At 69.3% G+C, this 20,320-nt stretch carries 17 protein-coding genes and 1 pseudogene; 6 read left to right on the forward strand and 12 right to left on the reverse strand.

Translation table 11 applies throughout. From position 1 onward, the window contains the following. Positions 1-93: 93 nt before the first annotated feature. Positions 94-966: a hypothetical protein gene (locus tag ACZ6EM_RS16695; RefSeq protein ID WP_465772620.1), complete on the reverse strand. Its 873-nt coding sequence runs from the start codon at positions 964-966 to the stop codon at positions 94-96. Between the two features lie 445 nt (positions 967-1,411). On the opposite strand from ACZ6EM_RS16695, the gene ACZ6EM_RS16700 reads away from it, so the two are divergent. The 3 genes and pseudogenes from ACZ6EM_RS16700 to ACZ6EM_RS16710 form a co-directional block, all read left to right on the forward strand. Further along, the gene (locus ACZ6EM_RS16700) at positions 1,412-2,713 is read left to right on the forward strand and encodes a cytochrome P450 (RefSeq protein ID WP_465772621.1); all 1,302 of its coding nucleotides are present in this window, start codon (positions 1,412-1,414) and stop codon (positions 2,711-2,713) included. A 450-nt stretch (positions 2,714-3,163) separates the two neighbouring features. Next, positions 3,164-3,475, forward strand: a complete 312-nt coding sequence (locus tag ACZ6EM_RS16705) for a recombination directionality factor (protein ID WP_465772714.1) — start codon at positions 3,164-3,166, stop codon at positions 3,473-3,475. Between the two features lie 34 nt (positions 3,476-3,509). Beyond that, a pseudogene (locus ACZ6EM_RS16710) lies at positions 3,510-3,677 on the forward strand (pirin family protein); the annotation flags it as partial. Positions 3,678-3,876: 199 nt separating this feature from the next. Here ACZ6EM_RS16710 and ACZ6EM_RS16715 read toward each other — a convergent pair. From ACZ6EM_RS16715 to ACZ6EM_RS16760, 10 genes are all read right to left on the reverse strand, one after another. Then, the gene (locus tag ACZ6EM_RS16715; RefSeq protein WP_465772622.1) at positions 3,877-5,796 is read right to left on the reverse strand and encodes a glycoside hydrolase family 15 protein; all 1,920 of its coding nucleotides are present in this window, start codon (positions 5,794-5,796) and stop codon (positions 3,877-3,879) included. 27 nt (positions 5,797-5,823) lie between these two features. Continuing rightward, entirely contained in the window at positions 5,824-6,273 is a 450-nt protein-coding gene (locus ACZ6EM_RS16720) for a hypothetical protein (RefSeq protein ID WP_465772623.1), read from the reverse strand. Then, the gene (locus tag ACZ6EM_RS16725) at positions 6,270-7,214 is read right to left on the reverse strand and encodes a hypothetical protein (protein ID WP_465772624.1); all 945 of its coding nucleotides are present in this window, start codon (positions 7,212-7,214) and stop codon (positions 6,270-6,272) included. Before ACZ6EM_RS16725 ends, ACZ6EM_RS16720 begins: the two co-directional genes overlap by 4 nt. A gap of 101 nt (positions 7,215-7,315) precedes the next feature. Then, complete coding sequence (locus ACZ6EM_RS16730; protein WP_465772625.1) at positions 7,316-7,540, reverse strand: hypothetical protein; 225 nt, start codon at positions 7,538-7,540, stop codon at positions 7,316-7,318. Then, entirely contained in the window at positions 7,537-8,055 is a 519-nt protein-coding gene (locus tag ACZ6EM_RS16735) for a hypothetical protein (RefSeq protein ID WP_465772626.1), read from the reverse strand. The genes ACZ6EM_RS16730 and ACZ6EM_RS16735 overlap by 4 nt, the downstream gene beginning before the upstream one ends. Positions 8,056-8,084: 29 nt before the next feature. Further along, positions 8,085-9,623, reverse strand: a complete 1,539-nt coding sequence (locus ACZ6EM_RS16740) for a glutamate ligase domain-containing protein (protein WP_465772627.1) — start codon at positions 9,621-9,623, stop codon at positions 8,085-8,087. Positions 9,624-9,713: 90 nt separating this feature from the next. Then, a complete protein-coding gene (locus ACZ6EM_RS16745; protein ID WP_465772628.1) occupies positions 9,714-11,147 on the reverse strand; it encodes a glutamine synthetase family protein in 1,434 nt (477 codons plus the stop codon). Beyond that, positions 11,144-12,643 carry an amino acid permease gene (locus ACZ6EM_RS16750; protein WP_465772629.1) on the reverse strand — a complete coding sequence of 500 codons (1,500 nt, stop codon included), beginning with the start codon at positions 12,641-12,643 and terminating at the stop codon, positions 11,144-11,146. The genes ACZ6EM_RS16745 and ACZ6EM_RS16750 overlap by 4 nt, the downstream gene beginning before the upstream one ends. A gap of 51 nt (positions 12,644-12,694) precedes the next feature. Next, complete coding sequence (locus tag ACZ6EM_RS16755) at positions 12,695-12,847, reverse strand: hypothetical protein (RefSeq protein ID WP_465772630.1); 153 nt, start codon at positions 12,845-12,847, stop codon at positions 12,695-12,697. Between the two features lie 30 nt (positions 12,848-12,877). Further along, a complete protein-coding gene (locus ACZ6EM_RS16760) occupies positions 12,878-13,675 on the reverse strand; it encodes a hypothetical protein (protein WP_465772631.1) in 798 nt (265 codons plus the stop codon). A gap of 443 nt (positions 13,676-14,118) precedes the next feature. On the opposite strand from ACZ6EM_RS16760, the gene ACZ6EM_RS16765 reads away from it, so the two are divergent. Together ACZ6EM_RS16765 and ACZ6EM_RS16770 are read left to right on the forward strand one after the other, a co-directional pair. Further along, complete coding sequence (locus tag ACZ6EM_RS16765) at positions 14,119-15,495, forward strand: helix-turn-helix domain-containing protein (protein ID WP_465772632.1); 1,377 nt, start codon at positions 14,119-14,121, stop codon at positions 15,493-15,495. A gap of 2 nt (positions 15,496-15,497) precedes the next feature. Continuing rightward, positions 15,498-16,220: a haloacid dehalogenase-like hydrolase gene (locus ACZ6EM_RS16770; protein WP_465772633.1), complete on the forward strand. Its 723-nt coding sequence runs from the start codon at positions 15,498-15,500 to the stop codon at positions 16,218-16,220. A gap of 181 nt (positions 16,221-16,401) precedes the next feature. Here the strand turns inward: ACZ6EM_RS16770 and argS are convergent, their stop codons facing one another. Further along, entirely contained in the window at positions 16,402-18,162 is a 1,761-nt protein-coding gene (argS, locus tag ACZ6EM_RS16775) for an arginine--tRNA ligase (RefSeq protein WP_465772634.1), read from the reverse strand. 341 nt (positions 18,163-18,503) lie between these two features. Between argS and ACZ6EM_RS16780 the strand changes: the two genes are divergently transcribed. Further along, entirely contained in the window at positions 18,504-20,315 is a 1,812-nt protein-coding gene (locus tag ACZ6EM_RS16780; RefSeq protein ID WP_465772635.1) for a hypothetical protein, read from the forward strand. Positions 20,316-20,320: the final 5 nt, after the last annotated feature.

Below are 20,320 nucleotides of genomic sequence, written 5' to 3' on the forward strand. Positions count from 1 at the left end.
TTTGGAGATGGAGGTTGTTCACCTATCGGGCATAGCGGATTAATGCAGCACGACGATAAGCCACTTACGGGATTAGGAATGCCAAAACGCCCACTAAGGCTGTCGTGCCGGCTCGGCGCCCTGATCCGCCGGCGGAGCCCCCACGGAGGGCGGCAAGGTGGAGCCGGGATAGAACCTCGAGAGGAGTGACAGCCCGCGGTCGACGCCGAGCCAGCAGGCAAACGAGAGGGCGGGAATTACGACGACGGCGAAAGGCTGGGCGGCTCCCCCGAGATGGGGAACCAGAAACCAAAGCATGGCGCCCGCTGACAGCACGGCTAGAACGGTCCGGACCCGATCGGAGTCGCGCACCGGCTCCGTTGGCAGACCGATGTCGGGCAGTAGGGCGGATGTGTGCCCGGCGGCGTACCGATCGGCGATGGTCGCGAGCGTCCCTGCCAGTTCGCCGAGGGCAGCCATCGGCTCGCTTCCAAGTCGTGTCTCCGCCTGCCACAGCTTCTTGGACACCTCGGATCCGTGGCGGCCCTGGGTGGTCCGATGGCGCGATCCGAAGGGCATCGAGCCGGCGTGGTAGCCGATGACGAGCAGTTGCCGACGAATCTCCTGACAACGCTTCGCCACCTGGCGGATCCTGAGAGGCCTCTGGGTCACCTCTGCGCGGTGTGCATTTCCACAGGCTGAGATCGCCCGTGCCATGTCCCGGACGATCCCGAAGTGTCCGCCGCGCAACTCGAGGAGGAGGAGTCCGGCGATTTCGGGCGCCAGGCATAGCAAGGTGATCAGGACCGTTCGAGGTGTCGCCGGGTGCTGGTTCGCTACTGTGCCAAGGCCCCAGCCGTACTGATGGACGACGGGGAAGAGCAAGAAGGTGCAGAGCATGCCGACGGCGAGGGCGACTCGTCCCTGGGTCTTGGTGCGATAGTGCGCGCGCAGGTAGAGCCCGGCGTTGGCGGTCGTGATGGTCACGCCGAGGTCTGTGAGCGCCCGGGCCATCTCGTTGACCGCTCGCTCCCCGCGCTGCGCTCCCAGGCTGTGCCACAGCTGTCGAAGGCGCGATGGACTGAGTTGCATCCCATTCCTCTGGTAGTGCTGGCAGTTGGACAATATCCCGTACCGCCGACACCGGAGTCTGGCGGGAACCTGGCTTCGCCAAGCCTTGGGGCCCTATGCGGCCTGCCGGAAGTGCTCTTGGCCACCCCCACGCGACGTTCACCTTCTCCATCACCGCGAACAACTACCGCACCAGAGAGTGGACATACACCCTCGCTCCCGGGACGAGTACGGCCGACTACTTCAACCAGACCGAGTCGGTCTTCGCATCGAGTCACGCGGGGACGAGCCGGTCGCTACCGATGGCCCGATTCGACCGGATGCTGGTGAGCTGCCGGGTGGTGGCGTAGGGTCGGACGGTATGGGTCTCGATCAGGCGCGGGTGAACCGGATCTTCCTCCCCGAGGCCTATGCCGAGGGCGTGCCGTACGACCTGTTCCGTGAGCTGCGGGCGGAGGCGCCGGCCTGCTGGGCGGAGGAGCCGGCCGTGGGGGAGTGGCCTGGCGGGCCGGGCTACTGGGCGGTGCTGCGGCACGCGGACGTGAAGCACGTGCTGCGCAGCCCGGAGGACTTCTCCTCGTACCTGGGTGCGACCCAGATCCGCGACCCCGACTCGGCGGCCGATCTTGAGTTCGCCCGGGCGATGATGCTCAACCAGGACCCGCCCGACCACTCCCGGCTGCGCCGGGCCGTCGCGGCCGCGTTCACGCCACGTGCGCTGCACGAGCTGACCGCGGCCATCGAGGAGCGCGCAGCCGAACTCGTCCAGGCGATCCGGCACTTGGGTGAGGTCGACTTCGTGCCGCTCGCCGCTGACCTGCCCGTGTGGACGCTGGCGCGAATTCTCGGCGTGCCGGAGCAGGACCGGCAGCTGCTGGTCGACTGGTCGAACCGCGTCATCGGCTACCAGGACCCCGACCACGCCCACTCCAGCACCGCCGACCCGTCCCGGCTCACCGACCTGGGGCGTGCCGCGCTGGCCCACCGCCCGGAGGCGCGCACCACCCCCGACGGCCGGCCCGTCAACCCGCGCTCGCGGGCCGCACTTGCGGACATGTTCGCCTACGCGCACGCGCTGGCCGAGCAGCCGCCGCCCGGCAGCATCGTGGCCCGGATGCGGGAAGCCGGGCTGAGTGTCGCAGAATTCGAGACGATGTTCTTTCTGTTCGGAGTTGCCGGTAATGAGACTCTGCGTAACGGTCTGCCGGGTGGGCTTCATTCCTTGCTCACTCACGCTGACCAATATCGCCTGCTGTGTCGACGGCCGGGTCTCATCGCTTCAGCGGTGGATGAGCTACTTCGATTCTGGCCGCCTGTATTGGAGTTCCGGCGCACGGCCACGCGAGACGTCGAGCTTGGTGGGAAGCTGATCCGCGGCGGTGACAAGGTGGTTGTGTACCACGCTTCTGCCAACCGCGATGAATCGGTCTTCTCCGATTCGGATCGCCTGGACATCGCCCGTACGCCGAACGATCACGTCAGCTTCGGTTTCGGCCCGCACTTCTGCATTGGGGCGCAACTAGCCAGGATCCAGATGTCGGCCTTGCTCCGGCGAATCGTCGCTGAGCTGCCCGACCTGGAGCTCACTTCGGGCGTGCCGCCGACCCGGCTCGTCTCCAACTTCCAGAACGGGCTGAAGGGCCTGAGCATCCGCTGGCGATAGGGCGGGTGTTCTGCGGGACGTACGTCGGTTGGACCGGTCTATACCGCACGACTTCGGCGGGGCCAAATCGGTAACGGTCGGGACAGTGGATTCTTCGCCCGCGAGTCCTGGAGAACCGCCATGCTGACCTGTTCACACCGTGCTGCCGCTGGGCCCCAAGGTGCCGACTGCGAGTTCGCGGGGCATCTTCGTATGCGGCAGCCAGCTAATTACGCAGCCGCCCCGTCATGGGAGCTCACCGTCCATGATCGATCGACTGCCACGGCTGTTTGCAAGGCATTCGATGGTTCCCTGGAAGCGGCTGACTTCAGCTCCGGAGTTGATGTAGTGGTGACAGCAGCCAGCCTCGATATTGTTATCGACGGGATGGAGTCGGTGTCCCTGACTCTGAGGCGACAGGTGTCGGGGCGGGTCGTCCATCACTGCGATAGTCGCCACGTCGTGGGCTCGATGAAGCCAGGTGCCAGGTGCGGCTGCCCGCCTTCCTGGGACGAGCGGCGAATGCGAGCCAGGTCTGGTCGAGGGCCTCGGCCGCACGCCAGGGTGTTGTTTCGTTTCCCGAATCTTCCAAATGCCGGAGCATTTGAGTTTGCCACATCGTCCTGGGATTTCGCCGAGTCACTGAACGGAGTAATGAAAGATCTCGGTTCGCTGAACGAGCGCCGTGCGGGGGTAATGGAAATTGATGCCGTCGAGTTCACCACCCCCAACAGGCTGGGCGTCAGTTATTGCCGACCTTTGCTGAAAATTCTGACAAGGTAAGGCGTTTTTCGTTCTGCCGGTTTCCTGGATCCGCTTGTTGTGGTGGAACTTCATCGGCTGATCCGGTGAGGAGATCGTACAGGCACGAACGAATTGGGAGAAGGGTTCCCGATTCGGTGAGGTGTACGGCTACGACGGAGCCCGCCTGCCTGCCCCGGCGCTGCCTGACATCCCACTGAAATCGCGCGGACGGGTGCGTTGACCTGGGGAAACGTGCGATCGACGGGCTGCTCTCCTGCTGGCGGCCGCCGTGCCAGGGCAGCCGATCTGCTGCCCGTGCGGTGCCCGTGACCCGGAGGGCTTGGCGTGCTCGGGGAGGGCCGGGCCGCTCGAACCGGCCCGGACCACGGGGCAGGTCCGGGCGCTGCCGATGACGTTGGACACGGGCGGCATGTGAGTGCTCATAGGCCAGCTCTCTGCCGGACCCCCGCGACTGTGGACGTCCCCAGGTCCCGCTCGGGGGGTGCGCCGGCGGGCATGGTGCGTTGAGCGGGTAGGTGGACGGCGTCGGTCAGTCGCAGGGCGGTGCCGACCAGGGCGAGGTGGCTGAAGGCTTGCGGGAAGTTGCCGACCTGGCGCTTGAGACGGGGGTCCCATTCCTCGGCGAGCAGGCCCAGGTCGTTGCGAAGGGTGAGGAGGCGGTCGAAGAGTTCGCGGGCTTCCTGGACGCGGCCGATCATGGCGAGGTCGTCGGCCAGCCAGAACGAGCAGGCGAGGAAGGCGCCCTCGTGGCCGGAGAGGCCGTCGACGTTGTTGCCGGACTCGTCGTGGGTCGGGTAGCGCAGCACGAAGCCGTCCGCGGTGGACAGTTCGCGCTGGATCGCCTCGATGGTGCCGATCACCCGCTTGTCGTCCGGGGGCAGGAAGCCGACCTGGGGGATCAGCAGCAGTGAGGCGTCCAGCTCCTTGCCGCCGTAGTACTGGGTGAAGGTGTTGCGCTCCGGGTCGTAGCCGCGCTCGCAGACCTCGGTGTGGATCTCGTGGAGCAGTCGCTCCCAGTGGGCGAGTTCCTTGGGGGCGGTGTCCGGCCGGCGGCGCAGCAGGGTGATGGTGCGGTCGACGGCGACCCAGGCGAGGACCTTGGAGTGGACGAAGTGCCGGCGCGGGCCGCGGATCTCCCAGATGCCCTCGTCGGGCTCGCGCCAGTGGTCCTCGGTGAAGCGGGCGAGTGCGCGCAGCATCGCGTCGGCGTTGCGCGAGGGCGGAAGGCTGGCGTCCTCGGCGGCGAGCAGGAAGTCGGCGATCTCACCGGGGACGTCAAGCTGGAGCTGTCCGGCGGCGCCGTTGCCGACTCGGACCGGCCGGGATCCCTCGTAGCCGGGGAGGTGGTTCAGCGTCCGTTCGGCAAGGTCGGTTTCACCGCTGAGGCCGTACATGATCTGCATGTTTTCGACGTCGCGGCCCAGGACGCAGAGGAGCCAGTCGCGAAGGGCCTCTGGCTCCTCGGTGTGGCCGAGGCGGGCGAGTTCGGTGGCGGTCAGGCAGGCGTCGCGCAGCCAGGTGTAGCGGTAGTCCCAGTTGCGCTCGCCTCCTATCTGTTCGGGCAGTGAGGTGGTCGGCGCGGCGACGATCCCGCCGCCCGGGTTGCACAGCGACTTGAGGACGAGCGTCGAGCGCACCACGGCGTCGCGGTCGGGCCCCTGGTAGGTGCCGCGGGAGGCCCACTCGCGCCAGAATTCCTCGGTACGTGCCAGTGCTGTGCGGGCGCTGCGGATGGTCGGCGTGGTGGGCAGGTGTGAGGGCTGCCAGGTGAGAGTGAAGGTGGTGTACGCGCCGTACGTGATGGTGAAGTCGGCGCGGGCACCGTCTTCGGTGACGGTGTGGTGCTGGCCGTCCAGCCAGTAGGTGTCGGGGTAGGTGGTGGCGCACAGCCGCGGGGCTCCGGTACGCGCGGTGCGGGTGATGAGCGGGCTGTTGGCGCCGTAGCCGGGACGGGGGCGGAACAGCGAGGTCATCGCCACCGTGCCCTTGAGTCCCTCGACGATCCGCACGATTTGGGGGACCTGGGGGCTGCAGGGCATGAAGTCGGTCACCCGGACGATGCCGTTCGGGGTGACCCATTCCTGCTCCAGGATCATGGTGTCGCCGCGGTACCGGCGCCGGTCGGACGGTCGCGGGATGCCGTCCGTGGCCGGGGCGATGCGCCAGAAGCCGTGTTCTTCGGTGCCGAGCAACTCGGTGAAGACGGCAGGGGAGTCGAAGCGGGGCAGACACAGCCAGTTGACAGCCCCGTCGCGGTGCACGAGGGCGCCGGTGGCGGTGTTGCCGATCAGGGCGAGGTCTTCGATGCGGGGGTGAGGGCGGAGGGCGGGGGTGTGCATGGTGTTCCTACGGGTGGGTGGTGGTACTCAGGGCCGGGTGGTGGCCTGGGCGTTGAGGTGGTCGAGGGTGGCGTGCACGGTGGCGGCGAGGCCGGCGGCGACGGCCAACCGGGGCCTGGTGGCGAGAAGTTCGGCACGGACGAACCGCTGGGCGCGGTCGTCCAGGTCGCAGCCGACGACCAGCGCGGTGCGCGAACGGCGGAGGAATCGCTGCTGGAAGTCGCGGACCTGCTGCGCGCCCTGCGGGCGCCACAGGAGGACGGCGTTGAAGCGCCGCAGGTTGTGCTCCTGCCAGCCGAACGCCGTTCCCGTCCCGGTGCCGGGCTGGGGAGTGAGGACGGTGCCGGTGAAGCCGGCCGAGTCCAGGATGGTGATGACGTCGTTCTGCCAGCCCGGGCGGCCGGTGCCACAGCATGCCAGGTACAGCGACGGGTTGCCGTCGGAGGCGTAGTGCTCCGGGTACTTGACCAGCCTCATCGGGCACCGCTGGAGGCGGTGCCCGAGACGGGTCGGCCGAGAAGAAGGACCATGACAACGGCGTGGGTGCGGGTCTTCGCCCCGATGGCGTTGGTGGCCCGGGTGATGACGCCCCCGATGTTGTTCTGGTTGATGCCGGTCATCCGTGCGACGGTGTGCACATCGTGGGTGGCGAGCAGGGTGAGCACTTGGTGGTCGCTCGGGGCGAGTTCCGGGAGCTTGTCGGGCAGCGCTGCGCGAAGCTCGGCGGTGTCGAGCAGCTTCGAGAGGATGAGGTCGGCGATGGCACGGGTGCGGTCGGCGAAGCCTCGGCGGCGCATCACCTGCGACATGGTGTTGGAGGCATTGCCGGCGGAACAGCCGAGCTGCTCGGCGACGCCGTCGTAGCTGTGCCCGAGGGCGAGCTGCACAGCAACGTCGTGCTCGTGCCTGCTGAGTCCGTTGCTGTTCTTCGCGGCCACTTTCAGGGATCCGGAGTGGCTGAGCAGTACCCGGCGTGCGCTGCTGGCCCGGGCCTCGTGCATCGTCTGGCCGGTCGCGATGATGAGGCAGGTCTCGACCGGCTGCCCGAGAGCGAGGGCTGCGGCCCGATAAGGGTTGGTCCCTTGTTCGCGGTGCTCCACCGTGCTCACGGACGCCGACCACACGTTGGTGACGCGCTGCGCAGCGAGCATGTCGGTCACCTGGAGGCCGAGCCGCTGGACGACCAGGGCACAGGGGATGGTCAGGGAGCCGGCGCGCATCAGCAGCCGCAGCAGCGGGGCGGGGTTGGTGGCCGGCGCCGGGGCACCCATGGCCAGGAGCCTGGGATCGGCCCCGGACAGACGGGTGGCAGGCAGCTGGACGAGCGCGCTGGCGTCAACGAGGACGCCCGAGCGGTTGATGAGGTGGCGGTCCAGATCGCGGGCCGAGATACCGTCGGCAGGTCGTAAGGTGCTCATCTTCTCTCTGGGGTTGTCGGGGTGCGGCCCTGGCCCGAAACGGCCGCCATGGGGTGGTGCGGTGGAGCAGGTGTTCAGTCGCCCGGCCGGGGCGGGTCTTCTTAGGGGGAGCCACCATCGCGCTGTGGCCCGGAGCGCGAGGCGACCAGGCGGTCGGCGACGGCCAGCGTGCCGAAGGCGACGAGCGCGAAGATCGCCAAGTAGAGCGGTTGGGTGAGCTGCGCGCGGTGCTGGACGAGGTAGAGGACGGCGGCCCCGACCTGGAGTCCGACGAGAAAGCAGACGAGGCCGATCGCGGCCCTGCCCCCGGTGCGCTGGGGGTTCATGCGGCCGGCCTGCGGGGCACGGCGCGGTGAAGCGGTTCGGCGGGCCACGTGGGGTCGATGTCGCTGAGGTAGACCAGGCCGGCCAGGACGGCAGCGATGCTCGCCTGCACCTGGGTGTGCACGCCCAGGCGAACGCGCAGGTCCCGGCCATAGCCACGCACAGTGGCGGTCGTGACATCGAGGTCGACCGTGAGTTCCGGGGAGGTGCGCCCGCTGACCCAGCCCACGAGGATCCGGTACAGGTGCGGGGGGAGGCAGATCGGGATGGTGAGCGCCGTGCAGGGCTGCGCGGTGTCGGTGATGACGCGGTGAGCGGTGCCCCAGGCGACGAGTTGGCACGCGGTGCGGGTGCCAGTGGCCATCAGCAGGTTCTTGACGGCGGCGTCGACTTCGGCGGGCTCCCAGGGGAGTTCGGGGTCGGCCGCGATCATGCGGACGGTGGACTCGATGGCGATGTGGCTGAGAAGACGAACCTGCTGCTCGGTCAGGGTGTGGGCGGGAAGAGCGATGGTCATGGTGACGTCTCCGGTGGTCGACGGGCGGTTCACGGGCAGTCGGCGCCCGGGGCACCGGTCTGCGCGAGGCGGTCCAGCAGCAGGGCTCCGAGCCGCTCGGCCTGGCCGGTTCCGACGACCAGGACGAGGTCGCCCTCGGCCGTCATCTCGAAGAGCCGCTGCTCGGGGCCGGATTCGCGCGGGCCGCAGCGGACGCGGTGAACTGCATCCGGGCCGAGGACCCGAACGGCGGCCCGCTCGACGGCGTCCAGCGGGTCGGGCCCGTCGTGTGTGGCCAGCGGGGTGCTGACCGGCAGGAGCAGCGCGTGGTCGGCGTCGCCGAGGGCGGAGCAGAGGCCGCCGGCATGGGCGCTGGTGCGGGCGATGCCGTCCGGCTCCAGGGCGACGATCACGTTCCCCTCGGTGAGCGTCCGGGCGGCCGTGACGTCCTGGGCGACTTCGCGGGGGTGCCGGGCGCGGGAGTCCACCACGGTGATGCCGCACTGCGTGCCGAGCACGGTGAGCAAGCGTTCGACGCCCCGGAAAGCGGCAAGGCGCTCCGCCACCGCCCCCGGGCTCGCGCCGGCAACGAGGGCGGTGGCGATCGCGGCGCACGCCGCCAGGGCCTGGTGACGGCCCGCGACCCGGACGGTGAACTGGTACTGCACGTCCTGGTAGTGAAGGGTGAGGAGGTGCTCACCGCCAAGCCACCGGGGCGGGAGAACCCACACATCGGCGCGCTCGTCGAGGCCGACGGTCACCACCACGGTGGGGCCGTTCGGGCCGGGCCGGTCGGTGAGTCTCTCGCGAAGGATCTTGGCGCTCTTGTCCCACAGCGGCAGGACCACGGTGCCGGAGCGGTGGGCGAGGCCGGTGAGCCAGTTCAGGGCCTCGACCGTGTCCTCGAAGTGCGGCACGTTCCCCGCGGCGGCGGTGATCAGCGTCACCTCCGGTCGAGGCCGCCGGTACGGGGACGCGGTGTTGGGGCGGTAACTCCAGGACCCCTTGGGTGCGGGCTCGTGGGTGGCGGTGTCCGGGCAGAGGTCCACCACCAGGCGGCGGTCGCCGCTGTGCCCCGGCGGGCGGTTGACGGTGGGGGCGTTGAGGATCCAGCCGGTGCATTCGTCGTCCAGCGCGGTGGCGAGCACCGCCGCCGCCGTCGCGGTGCCGTGGCTACCGCCGACGGCCACCAGCTGCCGGCCGAAGTCTGCGGTCAGCGAGGCGAGCGCGTGCGCCCGGGCGAGAACCGGCAGTCGCAGGTCCTGGCCGCGGTCGAGTTCAGGGTGCGGAGCGGCCAGCACCCCCGACCACACCACGCAGCTCCGGTCCTCCCGGACGTGCCCGGCGTCGAAGCCGACCGTGACGTCGACCCCGGCCTCGCGCAACCGGGCGGCAGCGGCACTGTCACGGTCGACGGGATCGATGCTGCCGGTGACCGCCAGGCTGCGGGAGGCCAGCCACAGCGCCAGGCCCTCCATGCCGGGCTTCGCGACATCGACCAGGTGCGCCCTTGTCAGCACGTCGGGCAGACCGGTGGCGGGGGGCGCGCCTTCGTGTTCGTGCGTGTGGCGTTGGACGACGGTGTCCATGAAGGTCCTCCAGCAGGTGAGGGCAGGGTGGGAGGTGGAACCGGGTCGGCCGCGGGCTCCGGGGGTGTGGCGCCGCGGCCGACCCGGGGCTCATGCCTGGGTGAGACCGCGCTCCAGCTCGGCGTCGGTGACGCGGGCGGCGTGGTGGTCCAGGTCCAGGCGGGCGACGCGGGCCAGGTGCGCGGTGACCAACTCGTCGAACAGGTCACCGGCCAGCTCGCTGGTTTCGAAGACAGCCAGGGCCTCGACGAGGGACTGCGGAGCGGGTGGGGCGTCGAGGTTCTGGTAGGCGTCGCCGCTGGTGGCGGGCGGGGGCTTGAGTCCGGCCTCGATGCCGTGCCGGATCCCGGCCAGGACGGCTGCCAGCGCCAGGTAAGGGCTGGCGTCCGCACCGGGCAGCCGTACCTCCAGCCGCAGGCTGCGGCCGTGGCCGACCACCCGCACCGCGCACGACCTGTTGTCCCGCCCCCAGGTGAAGCGGGAGGGGGCGAAGGAGTGGTCGGCGAAGCGCTTGTAGCTGTTCACGTACGGCGCCCACAACGGGCCGAGGACCGGCAGTACAGCCAGGAGCCCGGCCACGGCCTGCTCGCCCAGCCCCGACAGGGCGGTCCCGTCCTCGGGGGCGGAGGTCAGCGCAGGCCGGCCGTCGACGTCGTGCAGCGAGACGTGCAGGTGCATCCCGCTGCCGACCCCGGTGGCCGGCGCCGCCATGAACGACGCCGTCAGGCCCTGCTCGTCGGCCACTGTCCTCGCGGCGTGCTTGAACAGCAGATGCTGCTCGCACGCCGCCGTCACCGGCCCGTAGGGGAAGGTGACCTCCAGCTGGCCGTGGGCGCCTTCGGCCTTCACCGCCTCGACGGGCAGGCCCGCCTCGGCGAGCACCTGCCGCAGTCGCCTGGTGAACTCCCGCACCGGCGCTGGCAGGTCGAGCGCATAGTCGCGGTTGTCCCAGGTGACGGGACGAAGGCCGCGCCAGCCGACTGCCGCTGCATCCCGGGCCGAGCCCTCGTAGAGGACGAACTCCGTCTCGACGCCCACCTTCGCGGTCAGGCCGAGGCCGGCGAGGCGCTGCTGTTGTTCGGCCAGTACGGTGACCGGGGCGAGCGGGTGCGGCCACGTCTTGCTGACCGGATCGGCGAGCACCAGGGCGGTGGACGGCAGCCATGGCAGGATGCGGGCGTGCTGGGTGTCGGGCAGCAGCCCGATGTCACCGAACCCGGACTCCCAGGAGAACGACCCGGTCGCGGGTGCGGTCATCCCGAGATCGGTGCCGATCACGTACCCGCACATCTCCGGGGCCAGCCGCCCGGACTCAAGCCGCTTCACCAGCCCGGCCGCGTCGAACTCCTTGCCCTTGAGCCGGCCCTGCGCGTCCACGGCTGCCAGCAGTACCGTCTCGACGCCGAAGTCGTTCACCAGTTGGCACAGCGGCCCGGTCGGCGAGGCCGTCGCCGGGGCGCCAGCGGTGCGGTATCGGGCGGCTCGCAGCTTCACCGTTCGGCTGGTGCGTCGGCGGCTGGTCACACGACCTCCTCGGTCAGCTCGACCAGCTCGGCCGACCGCTGGACCGGCGGGGCGTACGAGCGCCCCGCGCGGATCCACCACGCCCACGCCAGCAGCAGCACCGCCAGGAGGGCGATCGGGGCGTAGTTGAAGGTGTCGACGGTCACCGGGTAGCTCTGCGGCAGGCATACCAGCACGCTCACCACGGCCACCCAGCCCACCGCGATCCACCCGATCACGGGTCCCCGGCTGCCCAGGTTCCACGGCCCGGGCCGGAACTTCCGACCCCGACGCAGCCGCAGGTAGATCGGAACCGCGTACGCCGGCGTCATCCCCACCACGTTGACCGCGGTCACCGCGCCGTACGCGGTCGTGCTGTACAGGGACGGCAGCGCGAGCACCAGCGCCGCCCCCACCGACAGCCACACCCCGGCCACCGGCGTACCTGTACGTTCCGACACCCGGCTCCACAACGCCGAACCGGGCAGCGCCCCGTCCCTTGAGAACGCGAACACCATCCGCGCCGACGCCGCCGTCTCCGCGTTCCCGCAGAACAGCTGGGCCACGATCACCACGACCAGGAGCACTTTTCCCCCGGTCGTCCCGAGCGCGTCGATGAAGATCTGTGCGGGCGGCATGCCGGTGGTGGTGCCGAGGACCGCGTCGTAGTCCTGGACGGCGAACAGCATGCCGGCGAGCAGGGCGGCGCCGGCGATCCAGCTCACCCAGATCGAACGGACGATCCCGCGGGGTGCCGACACCGCCGCGCGGGTCGTCTCCTCGGACATGTGCGCGCTCGCGTCGTAGCCTGAGAACGTGTACTGCGCCAGCAGCAGGCCGATCGCGCTCACGTAGACGGGGTTGCTCCAGCCGGTGTTGTTGACGAAGTGCCCGACGACCCAGCCGGCGTCCTGGTGTCGACCAGGCACGATCGCGAGCGCACCGACAATAAGGACGACGCCGCCGATGTGCCACCACACCGAGATGCTATTGAGCACGGAAACCCGCCGGACCTCCGGCAGGTTCAGCAGCGCGTGGAGCAGTAGGACCGCCGCGAAGATCGCGAACAGGCTGCCCGCGGTGGGCTCGTAGCCGAACTGGAGGTTGAGGAAGGCCCCGATGAAGCTGGCGGTGCCGTAGTCGATGCCGCAGATGCCGCCGATCAGGCCCAGCAGGTTGAGCCAGCCGGTCACCCAGCCCCACCGCGGCCCACCGAGCTGGTGCGCCATGAAGTACAACCCACCGGAAGTCGGGTAGGCGGACGTCACTTCGGCCAGCGCCAGGCCGACGAAGAGGACCATCGCCCCGACGCCGATCCAGCCCCAGAACATCACCGCCGGCCCGCCGGTGTTCAGGCCGAAGGCGAACATCGTCATGCAGCCGGACAGGATGCTGACGACGCTGAAGGCGACGGCGAAGTTGCCGAACTCGCCCATCCTTCGGGACAGACGCGGTTCGTAGCCGAGTTGGCGAAGCCGTTCCTCGTCGGTCGGCGGCGCGGCGTGAGCGGGGGACATCGAGGTAGACCTCCGTATGGGGAGAAGGCGGGTAACGGGCAGGGAGGGCGATCAGGCCAGGGCGGTCGCCCGGCCGGCGAGGGCCTGCTGCCGTGCGGTCAGCAGCAGCGCCTCGGCCCGATCCGGCGACTCGGCGACCAGGCTCCACGGCGCCCTGGACGCGAACTGGCCCAGCGCCCCGAAGACGTCGGTAGCGGCGGCCATCTGGGCCGACGCCCACAACGCATGGGCGAGTTAGCTGAGATCGACAACCGGCCAAGACCCGGGCTCCGACACGGCCCAACTCTCGTACGCGCGCTGCGCACGGGAGAAGTGCGGATCCCGAAGCCACTGCCGGAGCACGACCGCGTTGTGGCTCGGCTCGTTGCGGTAGTAGTCGACGGACAGGTACAGCGGCAGGGCGGTGAGCGGCGACCCGAACACAACCGTCGACATCACCACGTTCACGAAATCGGCCGCCGCCGGCCGGGAGACCCGGTGCCAGTAGCGCAGCATCCGATGGTGGGCCTCCCGGTTGCCGGGATCGCGCCGCAACGCCTCGTCGAGCAGCCCCCACGGCCCGGGCGGAAGCATCGGGTCCGAAGAGCGACGCTGGTGTTCCGGCCGCTGCTTAGCGCGGTCCAGGACGGCCAAGGCGAGAAGGCACACCCACGGCACCGGGTCCAAGGGCACCGCCTGAGCGGCGGCCCAGCACGACTCGCGGGCCTCCCGCTCCAGGCCGGCGGCCTTCGGCGAGCCGGCCTCGGCCGCGGCCAGAGCATGCTCGACCAACACCCGGGTCCGCAAGACGGCCAGCCCCGGATCGTCCGGGTTCTCGTGGGCCCAGTCGCTGAGCACTGTCGACCGCGCCGCGACCAGCGCCAGCACCTGCGTCCGAGAAGTCCGCAGGCCCATCTGCTGCGCCGTGTTGGCCAGCAGCCGCTGTGTCGAAAGCCAGCGTCCGGCCCTCAGGTCGTCCACCGCGGTCCGGAGCCCATCGTCGAACCCGGCAGGGTGGTAGACCGGAGGCCGAGTCAACGGCGCGGCGATCATGAAACGTCCTCCAAGCGTGAGCGTGCGAGGTGCGCGCGGCGGAGTCGCCGATCGAGTGCTCCTGTCCAGGAACTACTGGGAGTTGAGCCGGTCCGGAGTCGAGTGCGGACGCGACTCGGCCGGCTCATAGGAACTCTCGTGCGCCCGGCACGCGATGTGATCGCTTCCCCTATGGGCAACCGGCCGCCGCAGTAAGGTGCCTGAGTGTGTCGAAGACGACCATTCGAGTAGTCATATTCGCGAAGAAATATGATCTTGACGGTCGCCTACGGGAGGCCGGGGCTCCCGTTGACGGGAGGGGTGGGATGGCAAGTCGATGCGAGCGATGCGGGTGCACGCTCAGCCAGTACAACGACAGCGGCAGTGTGTGCGGACCTTGCGCACGCACGATCGCCGAGTCATCAACCGAGGCCATCCCCATGCGGGTCTGGAGAGATGCGGCGGTGCGCAACAGCCTCGCCGGACTGGACTTCGGCGGGTTGAGCAAACGCCTGCGGGAGATCATCCCGCTCCGTCAAGAGGAGTTGGCCGGGATCACGGGGCTGACCCAGGGCTACCTGTCGCGGCTGGAGGCCGACCGGGTACGGCTGACACACATCGAGCGGATCGTCGAGTTCCTCGACGCGGTGGGCGCCCCAGCCGACTTGGTGAAGCTGCCGCTACGGTCTGCCGTGACCTCACCCGCCCCAGGAGAGCACGTCAGTTCACCTCCTGCTCATGACGACATCGTCGGGCCGTGGACGGCCGACCGTATGGTGGCGGCACTGCACGATGCGATGCGAGGGGAGCCCGCCGCCATGCGTCCGAGTCGCCGTCACTTCCTACTCCTTGCCGGGACCGCCCTCTCCGCCTTCATCCATCAATGGGGCATCGCCGACGCCGAGCCCCTCGAACGCGCGCTCGGCGGAGCGCAGGTCACCCCTGCACTCGCCGACAGCTTCCAGGGGACGATCGACAGCCTGCGCACCATGGACGCCAGCTCCGGCAGCGGCATGGTCGCCGGCCTCGCCCGCGCTCATCTTGAGGTCATCCGCGAGACGTTGAAGTCAGCCAGCTACACCGAGGAGATGGGGCAGCGCCTGGCCGGCATCGCCGCCGACACTGCCACCCAGCTCGGCTGGTTCCATTTCGACGCCGGACACCACGTCGCGGCCCAACGAGCCCTTCTGGCGGCGCTACGAGCCGCCCACGCCTCCGGAGACCCCCGCTACGGCGCCGGTGCCCTGTCCTACCTGGCCATCCAGAGCTACTCGGTCGGCAACCCCCGTGACGCCGTGACCGCGATGCAGGCCGCCAGGGCGAAGATCCGTCCCCTCGGCTCCTCGTACCTGGAAGCCATGCTCCTGACCCGCCAAGCACGCGGGCATGCCAAGCTCCAGGAGCAGCAGGCGTGCCTGCGCGCGCTCGGTCAGGCCGCAGAGCTGGCCGAGCGCGGCCCGGCCGAACAGGACCCGGGCTGGCTCTACTGGATGAACCGGGGAGAGATCCTGGGCCAGACGGGCAGCTGCCACCTCGAACTCGGTGATCACAAGACCGCGGCAGACCACTTCGAACAGGCCGCCTCCACCCTGAACCCCGCCGACCTCCGGACACGGGCGCTTTTCGCCTCGCGCGCGGCCTCCGCCCACTTCCTCGCCGGCGATCGGGATGGCGGCTTCGCGGCCGCTGACTCCGCTCTCAACCTCGCGGCGAACATCCAGTCGGTCAGGCTGAACGAACACCTGGAGCGGGCCGTGGAGCACCTCCAGACCATCTCCGGGCACCGGTCGAACGAGCTGATAGAACGATCACGACAAGTGATGGCGGCCAAGGAGTCGTGACTGTGACCAGCACCGTGCTCGTTCTGTGGGATATCGACCGCACCCTCGTGTACGTCGGCGAGACCGACCGCGCTGTTTACCGCGAGGCGTTCCGCCAGGTCGTCGGCCGTGAGGCGACGAAGCTTCCTGAACGGGGAACCGGCCGCACGATGCCACTGGCGGTGCGGGAGCTCCTGGCGGCGAACGACGTCGACCGCGGAGACGCCGAGCGCTTCGCAGAGCAGATCGTCGAGTTGCTGCCCCAACTCCTTGCCGCCAAGACCGGGCAGCTGCGTTCCGACGGCCTGCTCATGCCCGGCGCGACTGCCGCGCTCGCAGCAGTCGATGCCCATCCGGCCCTCGTACCCACCGTGGTCACCGGCAACTTGCAGCGCAGTGCGGAGATCAAGCTCCGCGCCTTCGCCCTGGACCAGTACGTCGATCTGGCCGCGGGTGGCTTCGCCTCCGACGACTCCCACCGGCCGGCGCTGGTAGGCATCGCCCAACGGCGGGCTGCTGCCCGGCACGGAACCGCTTTCGACCGCTCGAACACGGTGATCATCGGGGATTCACTCGAAGACGTGCGGACCGGAGCGGAAGGCGGAGCCGCCGTGATCGCCGTCGCCTCCGGCACCACCACGGCCGACCAACTCGCCGAAGCCGGGGCAGACCGCGTCCTCGACAGTCTGTGCGAGCCGCAGTCCGTGCTGCAAGCTATCGCGGAGCTCACGAGCCGTCGCCTGTAGGAGCCTGCCTCGTCCGAGGCCCGTACGCACCCAGTCGCAGAGCTGCCGCGGAGAGGGAGCGACGCTGTCGGCACTGCTCAGGGGGACTCGCTCCGTGGAACCGAGAACTTGGGCACGGACGCCAGCAGGCTGGCCCGGGACGAGTTGTCCCGGGCCAGCCTGCTGGCGTCGCAGATCGGTTCTACAGCTGCTCGGGCGTTCCGATTCCGAGGAGGTCCATGCCTTGGCGGAGGGTCTGGCCGGTGAGCCGGCAGAACAGCAGCCGGGTCTCCATGACCTCGCGACTGGGTGCCTTGAGGACGGGGCAGTGCTCGTAGAAGGTGGTGTAGGCCGACGCCAGGCTGTGCAGGTAGGCGCAGAGGCGGTGGGGCTCGAACGTCTCCGTGACCAGGTTGATGGTGGCGCCGAACTCGTCGAGGAGGAGGCCGAGGGCGCGCTCGGCGGGCTCCAGGGCGAGGTCCTGGTGGGCGGTCGGGGTGACGCCCTCGGGGGCCTTACGCAGGATGGACTGGATGCGGGCGTACGCGTACTGGAGGTAGGTGCCGGTATCGCCGTTGAGGGAGACCATGCGGTCGGTGTCGAAGACGTAGTCGCGGGTGCGTGAGGTCGACAGATCGGCGTACTTGACCGCGCCGATGCCGACCTGCTTGGCTCGGTCTCCGAGTTCCTCGGCGGCGAGTTGAGGGCTCTTCTCCGAGACGACGGTACGGGCTCGGTCGACGGCTTCGTCGAGAAGGCCCATGAGGCGGACGGTCTCGCCCGAGCGGGTCTTGAACGGCTTGCCGTCCTTGCCGAGGACGGTGCCGAAGCCGAGGTGCAGAGCGCGAACCTCGTCGGGGAGCCAGCCGGCGCGGCGGGCGGTCTCGAAGACCATCTGGAAGTGGAGGGCCTGGCGGGCGTCAACGATGTAGAGGAGCTGGTTGGCTCCGAGCATGCCGACGCGGTCACGGATGGCGGCGAGGTCGGTGGTGGCGTAGCCGTAGCCTCCATCGCTCTTCTGGACGATCAGCGGGGTCGGTTCGCCGTCGGGCCCCTTGATGTCGTCGAAGAAGACGCACAGGGCGCCGTCGGAGCGGACGGCGACGCCGGAGGCTTCGAGGTCCGCGCACACGTCGGCGAGCATGGGGTTGTAGTAGCTTTCGCCGACCGCGTCGGCGTCTTCGAGGAGGACGCCGAGGCGGGCGTAGACGGCTTCGAAGTAGACCTTCGACTCGTCGACCATGCCTTGCCAGGATGCGATGGTGTCGGCGTCGCCGGCCTGCAACTCGACGACGCGCCGGCGGGAGCGGTCGGCGAAGTCGGGGTCGCTGTCGAACTTGGCTCGTGATGCCTTGTAGAGGCGGTTGAGGCGGGACATCGACGGGCCGGTCTCGGCAGTCTCGGTGTCGTCGCCGAGCTCGTCGGGGTGCTCGATGAGGTACTGGATGAGCATGCCGAACTGGGTTCCCCAGTCGCCGAGATGGTTGCGCCGGATGACCTTCTCGCCGGTGAACTCCAGTGCGCGCACGAGCGCATCACCGATGATCGTGGATCGGAGGTGGCCGACGTGCATTTCCTTGGCGATGTTCGGCTGGCTGTAGTCGATCACTGTGACACCGGGCTCGGCGGCACTCTGGACACCTAGCCGGGTGTCCACAGCACGAGCAGCCAAGCGCTCCAGGATCGCGCTGTCGGTGACGGTGACGTTGATGAAGCCCGGGCCGGAGATCTCCAGCTTCGCGATGATCTTGTCAACGGGCGCGTGTTCGAGGACGCGGGTGGCCACCTCGCGGGGGTTGGCCCGTAGAGGCTTGGCGAGGCTCATGATGCCGTTGGCCTGGAAGTCGGCGCGGTCGCTTCGTCGGAGCTGGGGGTCGCCTTCCGCGGCGTCGGGGAACGCAGTGGAGATCGCCTGAGCAAGGCGCTGCTGCAGCGCGTCGGCGATGGAGGTGACCGTAGCCATAGAACGAAGGACCACTTCTGTGAGAGGGCGGATCCGCGAACGAGCCGCGGGCGTCGCACAGCAGCCGCACCAGGTGAATGGTCGGCGCCGTGCGCTGATTATCCCATGCTCCCCGTGGACGAAGGCCGATTAAGTCCAGCCGGCGACCGCGCTGGTCGCCGCCAACAGGAGGAACAAGCAATGGGCTTGAATGATCATCACCATTTGACACTCGCCCTTCCGCTATGTGCGGTCCGCGTGCAAGCGGAAGTCGGCGATCCAGTCTGCAAATTCGATCGAACACACAGTGACGGAGCGGCTACGGTGGCAAGCCTGTGTGCGGCGCTCGGGAGGGGAGTGCGGTGAGCAGGGTCGTGAGGGGTGCGCGTGAATCGGGGAAGCTTGCGGCGTCTATTCGGCAGCTGTTCGACGGGGGAGACGAAGGGGTTGCCTTCGACGGCCTCGATCTCGTAGACGTCGGTGGGCAGGTGCGTCGTTTCCGGCACCGCGGGCGTGATCTTGTGGCGAAACTCCGGCCGCTTGAGGCCGCGCGCTCCGAGCGGGCCCTCGCTGCCGAGGCCGCGCACCGTCTGGGCCGATTGGTGGTCGACGGGTTCGGAACCGTCAAGGTCTGCGTCCCTGAGCTGGTTCCATTGCCCGGGCGGAGGGCTGCGCTGGTCTCCCCGTACCTGGGCACGCGCTTGTCCGTCGAAGACGACGGGGCGAGCGCCCTCTCCGCACCCGTCATCGCCGGCCTGCTGATGGCCTTGCTCGATCGAGGAGTCGAGGCGTCGGGGTGCGTGCCACGGAACATGTTCCGCCGAGGTGGCGAGACGGTGCTGATCGACTGGGAGGACGCGCTTCTGGTGCCGGCCGGTGCCGCTCCGGACGGGCTGACCCTGATGAAGTGGGACATCGCCTGGTCCGACCTGCTCGGGCGCGATCTCAAGTTGCGGGAGCACATCCCTGTTTCGGCGCCGGACCGGGAGGTGGAGCTGGACGGCTTCGAGACCGTCCTTGCGGGATGGCTGACCCCGGCCATGACGCGGCGGGACGTCCGCGGTTACGGGATCAGGGTGACGCTTGCGAGTGAACTCCCCTTGGAGATAGACGGATCGGCGAGCGCTGCCTCGCTGGGACACCTTGCCGAGGATGTCCTTCCTACGGGGCTCGGCGTCTTCCACAGCGTGCTGACCGCACGCCTGCGCGAGCAACGCGGCGAGGATGCCTACGCGTTCCTGCTCGGGCGGTTGGACGCCCTGGTGTCCGGCCAAAAGTCGGCCACTCCTTCACTGGAGTTGGAGGGGCTGAGGCGGGCCTGGGTGCTGGCGTTGTTCTCGGCTGCCGAGACATATCTCATGCCCGTGACGGGGTCGCCGTTGGAGCAACTGGCCGCGCGATTGGCCCGGTTGGCGTTCACGGGCGGTTGGGCGGCGGCATGCGAGAGGGCCGCGGCGGCTGCGGAGCTCACCGGCCGGCTTGCTGTCGTCATCCTTGTCGTCCTGCGGCTCGACGAGGAGCTGGACCTGCTGCTGCGGGGATCGTGCGCCCAAGGCGTGGTGACCCGTGGCAGCGATGTCGACTTCGAGTTGAGCTCGGCCGAACACCCCGACGGCCACCGGCCGCTGGAGGACTTGCTGATCGAAGCGCTCGCCTGCCTCGGGCTGGCGGCCGAGGGATCCGCCGCGCGCCCGGCCGAGCGCGACCTCGTCAGCGCGGACAACCGCGCGAGCCGCGACCTGCACGAATGGTTGGAGCTCCGGCGGCCCGGCTCTGAGCTCCAAGACCCGGGCTGGGTAACGGACTTGCTGCACCAGCCGTCCGCAGGTACTGTCGCTCGCCCGAGCCAGTACGAACAGCAGGGCCGCGAAAGCACTGCCAAGTACCTGTGGTTCGAGTCCCGGGCCGCGTTGGCGCGTCTTGCCTTCACCGCCTCGGACGTCTATCGGATGCCTGTGACCCTTGAGGGGCAGCTCGCCGTCATCCCGCAGGTGCTCGACGCAGAGGACGCGACCGAGCTGCGCGATCTCGTCCATGCCACGTTCGCCCTGCGGGAGAGGTCTGGCCTGGCGCGCCCGGGCGAGGACCAGCTCATGGGCGAGATCGCCCGGCTCGCCGACCGGCTGGACCGATTCCGCCAGCGCGTTGGACTGCCCGGCCCAAGAGACCTGTGATTCCG

The sequence above is a fragment of the Kitasatospora sp. NPDC041917 genome (assembly GCF_055589745.1).

What these genes read in the sequence shown, in the direction of transcription:
- ACZ6EM_RS16700 (WP_465772621.1), top strand. Translation starts at nt 1,412, where the DNA reads ATGGGTCTCGATCAGGCGCGGGTGAACCGGATCTTCCTCCCCGAGGCC.
- ACZ6EM_RS16705 (WP_465772714.1), top strand. Translation starts at nt 3,164, where the DNA reads ATGAAGCCAGGTGCCAGGTGCGGCTGCCCGCCTTCCTGGGACGAGCGG.
- ACZ6EM_RS16715 (WP_465772622.1), bottom strand. Translation starts at nt 5,796, where the DNA reads ATGCACACCCCCGCCCTCCGCCCTCACCCCCGCATCGAAGACCTCGCC.
- ACZ6EM_RS16720 (WP_465772623.1), bottom strand. Translation starts at nt 6,273, where the DNA reads ATGAGGCTGGTCAAGTACCCGGAGCACTACGCCTCCGACGGCAACCCG.
- ACZ6EM_RS16725 (WP_465772624.1), bottom strand. Translation starts at nt 7,214, where the DNA reads ATGAGCACCTTACGACCTGCCGACGGTATCTCGGCCCGCGATCTGGAC.
- ACZ6EM_RS16730 (WP_465772625.1), bottom strand. Translation starts at nt 7,540, where the DNA reads ATGAACCCCCAGCGCACCGGGGGCAGGGCCGCGATCGGCCTCGTCTGC.
- ACZ6EM_RS16735 (WP_465772626.1), bottom strand. Translation starts at nt 8,055, where the DNA reads ATGACCATCGCTCTTCCCGCCCACACCCTGACCGAGCAGCAGGTTCGT.
- ACZ6EM_RS16740 (WP_465772627.1), bottom strand. Translation starts at nt 9,623, where the DNA reads ATGGACACCGTCGTCCAACGCCACACGCACGAACACGAAGGCGCGCCC.
- ACZ6EM_RS16750 (WP_465772629.1), bottom strand. Translation starts at nt 12,643, where the DNA reads ATGTCCCCCGCTCACGCCGCGCCGCCGACCGACGAGGAACGGCTTCGC.
- ACZ6EM_RS16755 (WP_465772630.1), bottom strand. Translation starts at nt 12,847, where the DNA reads ATGGCCGCCGCTACCGACGTCTTCGGGGCGCTGGGCCAGTTCGCGTCC.
- ACZ6EM_RS16760 (WP_465772631.1), bottom strand. Translation starts at nt 13,675, where the DNA reads ATGATCGCCGCGCCGTTGACTCGGCCTCCGGTCTACCACCCTGCCGGG.
- argS (WP_465772634.1), bottom strand. Translation starts at nt 18,162, where the DNA reads ATGGCTACGGTCACCTCCATCGCCGACGCGCTGCAGCAGCGCCTTGCT.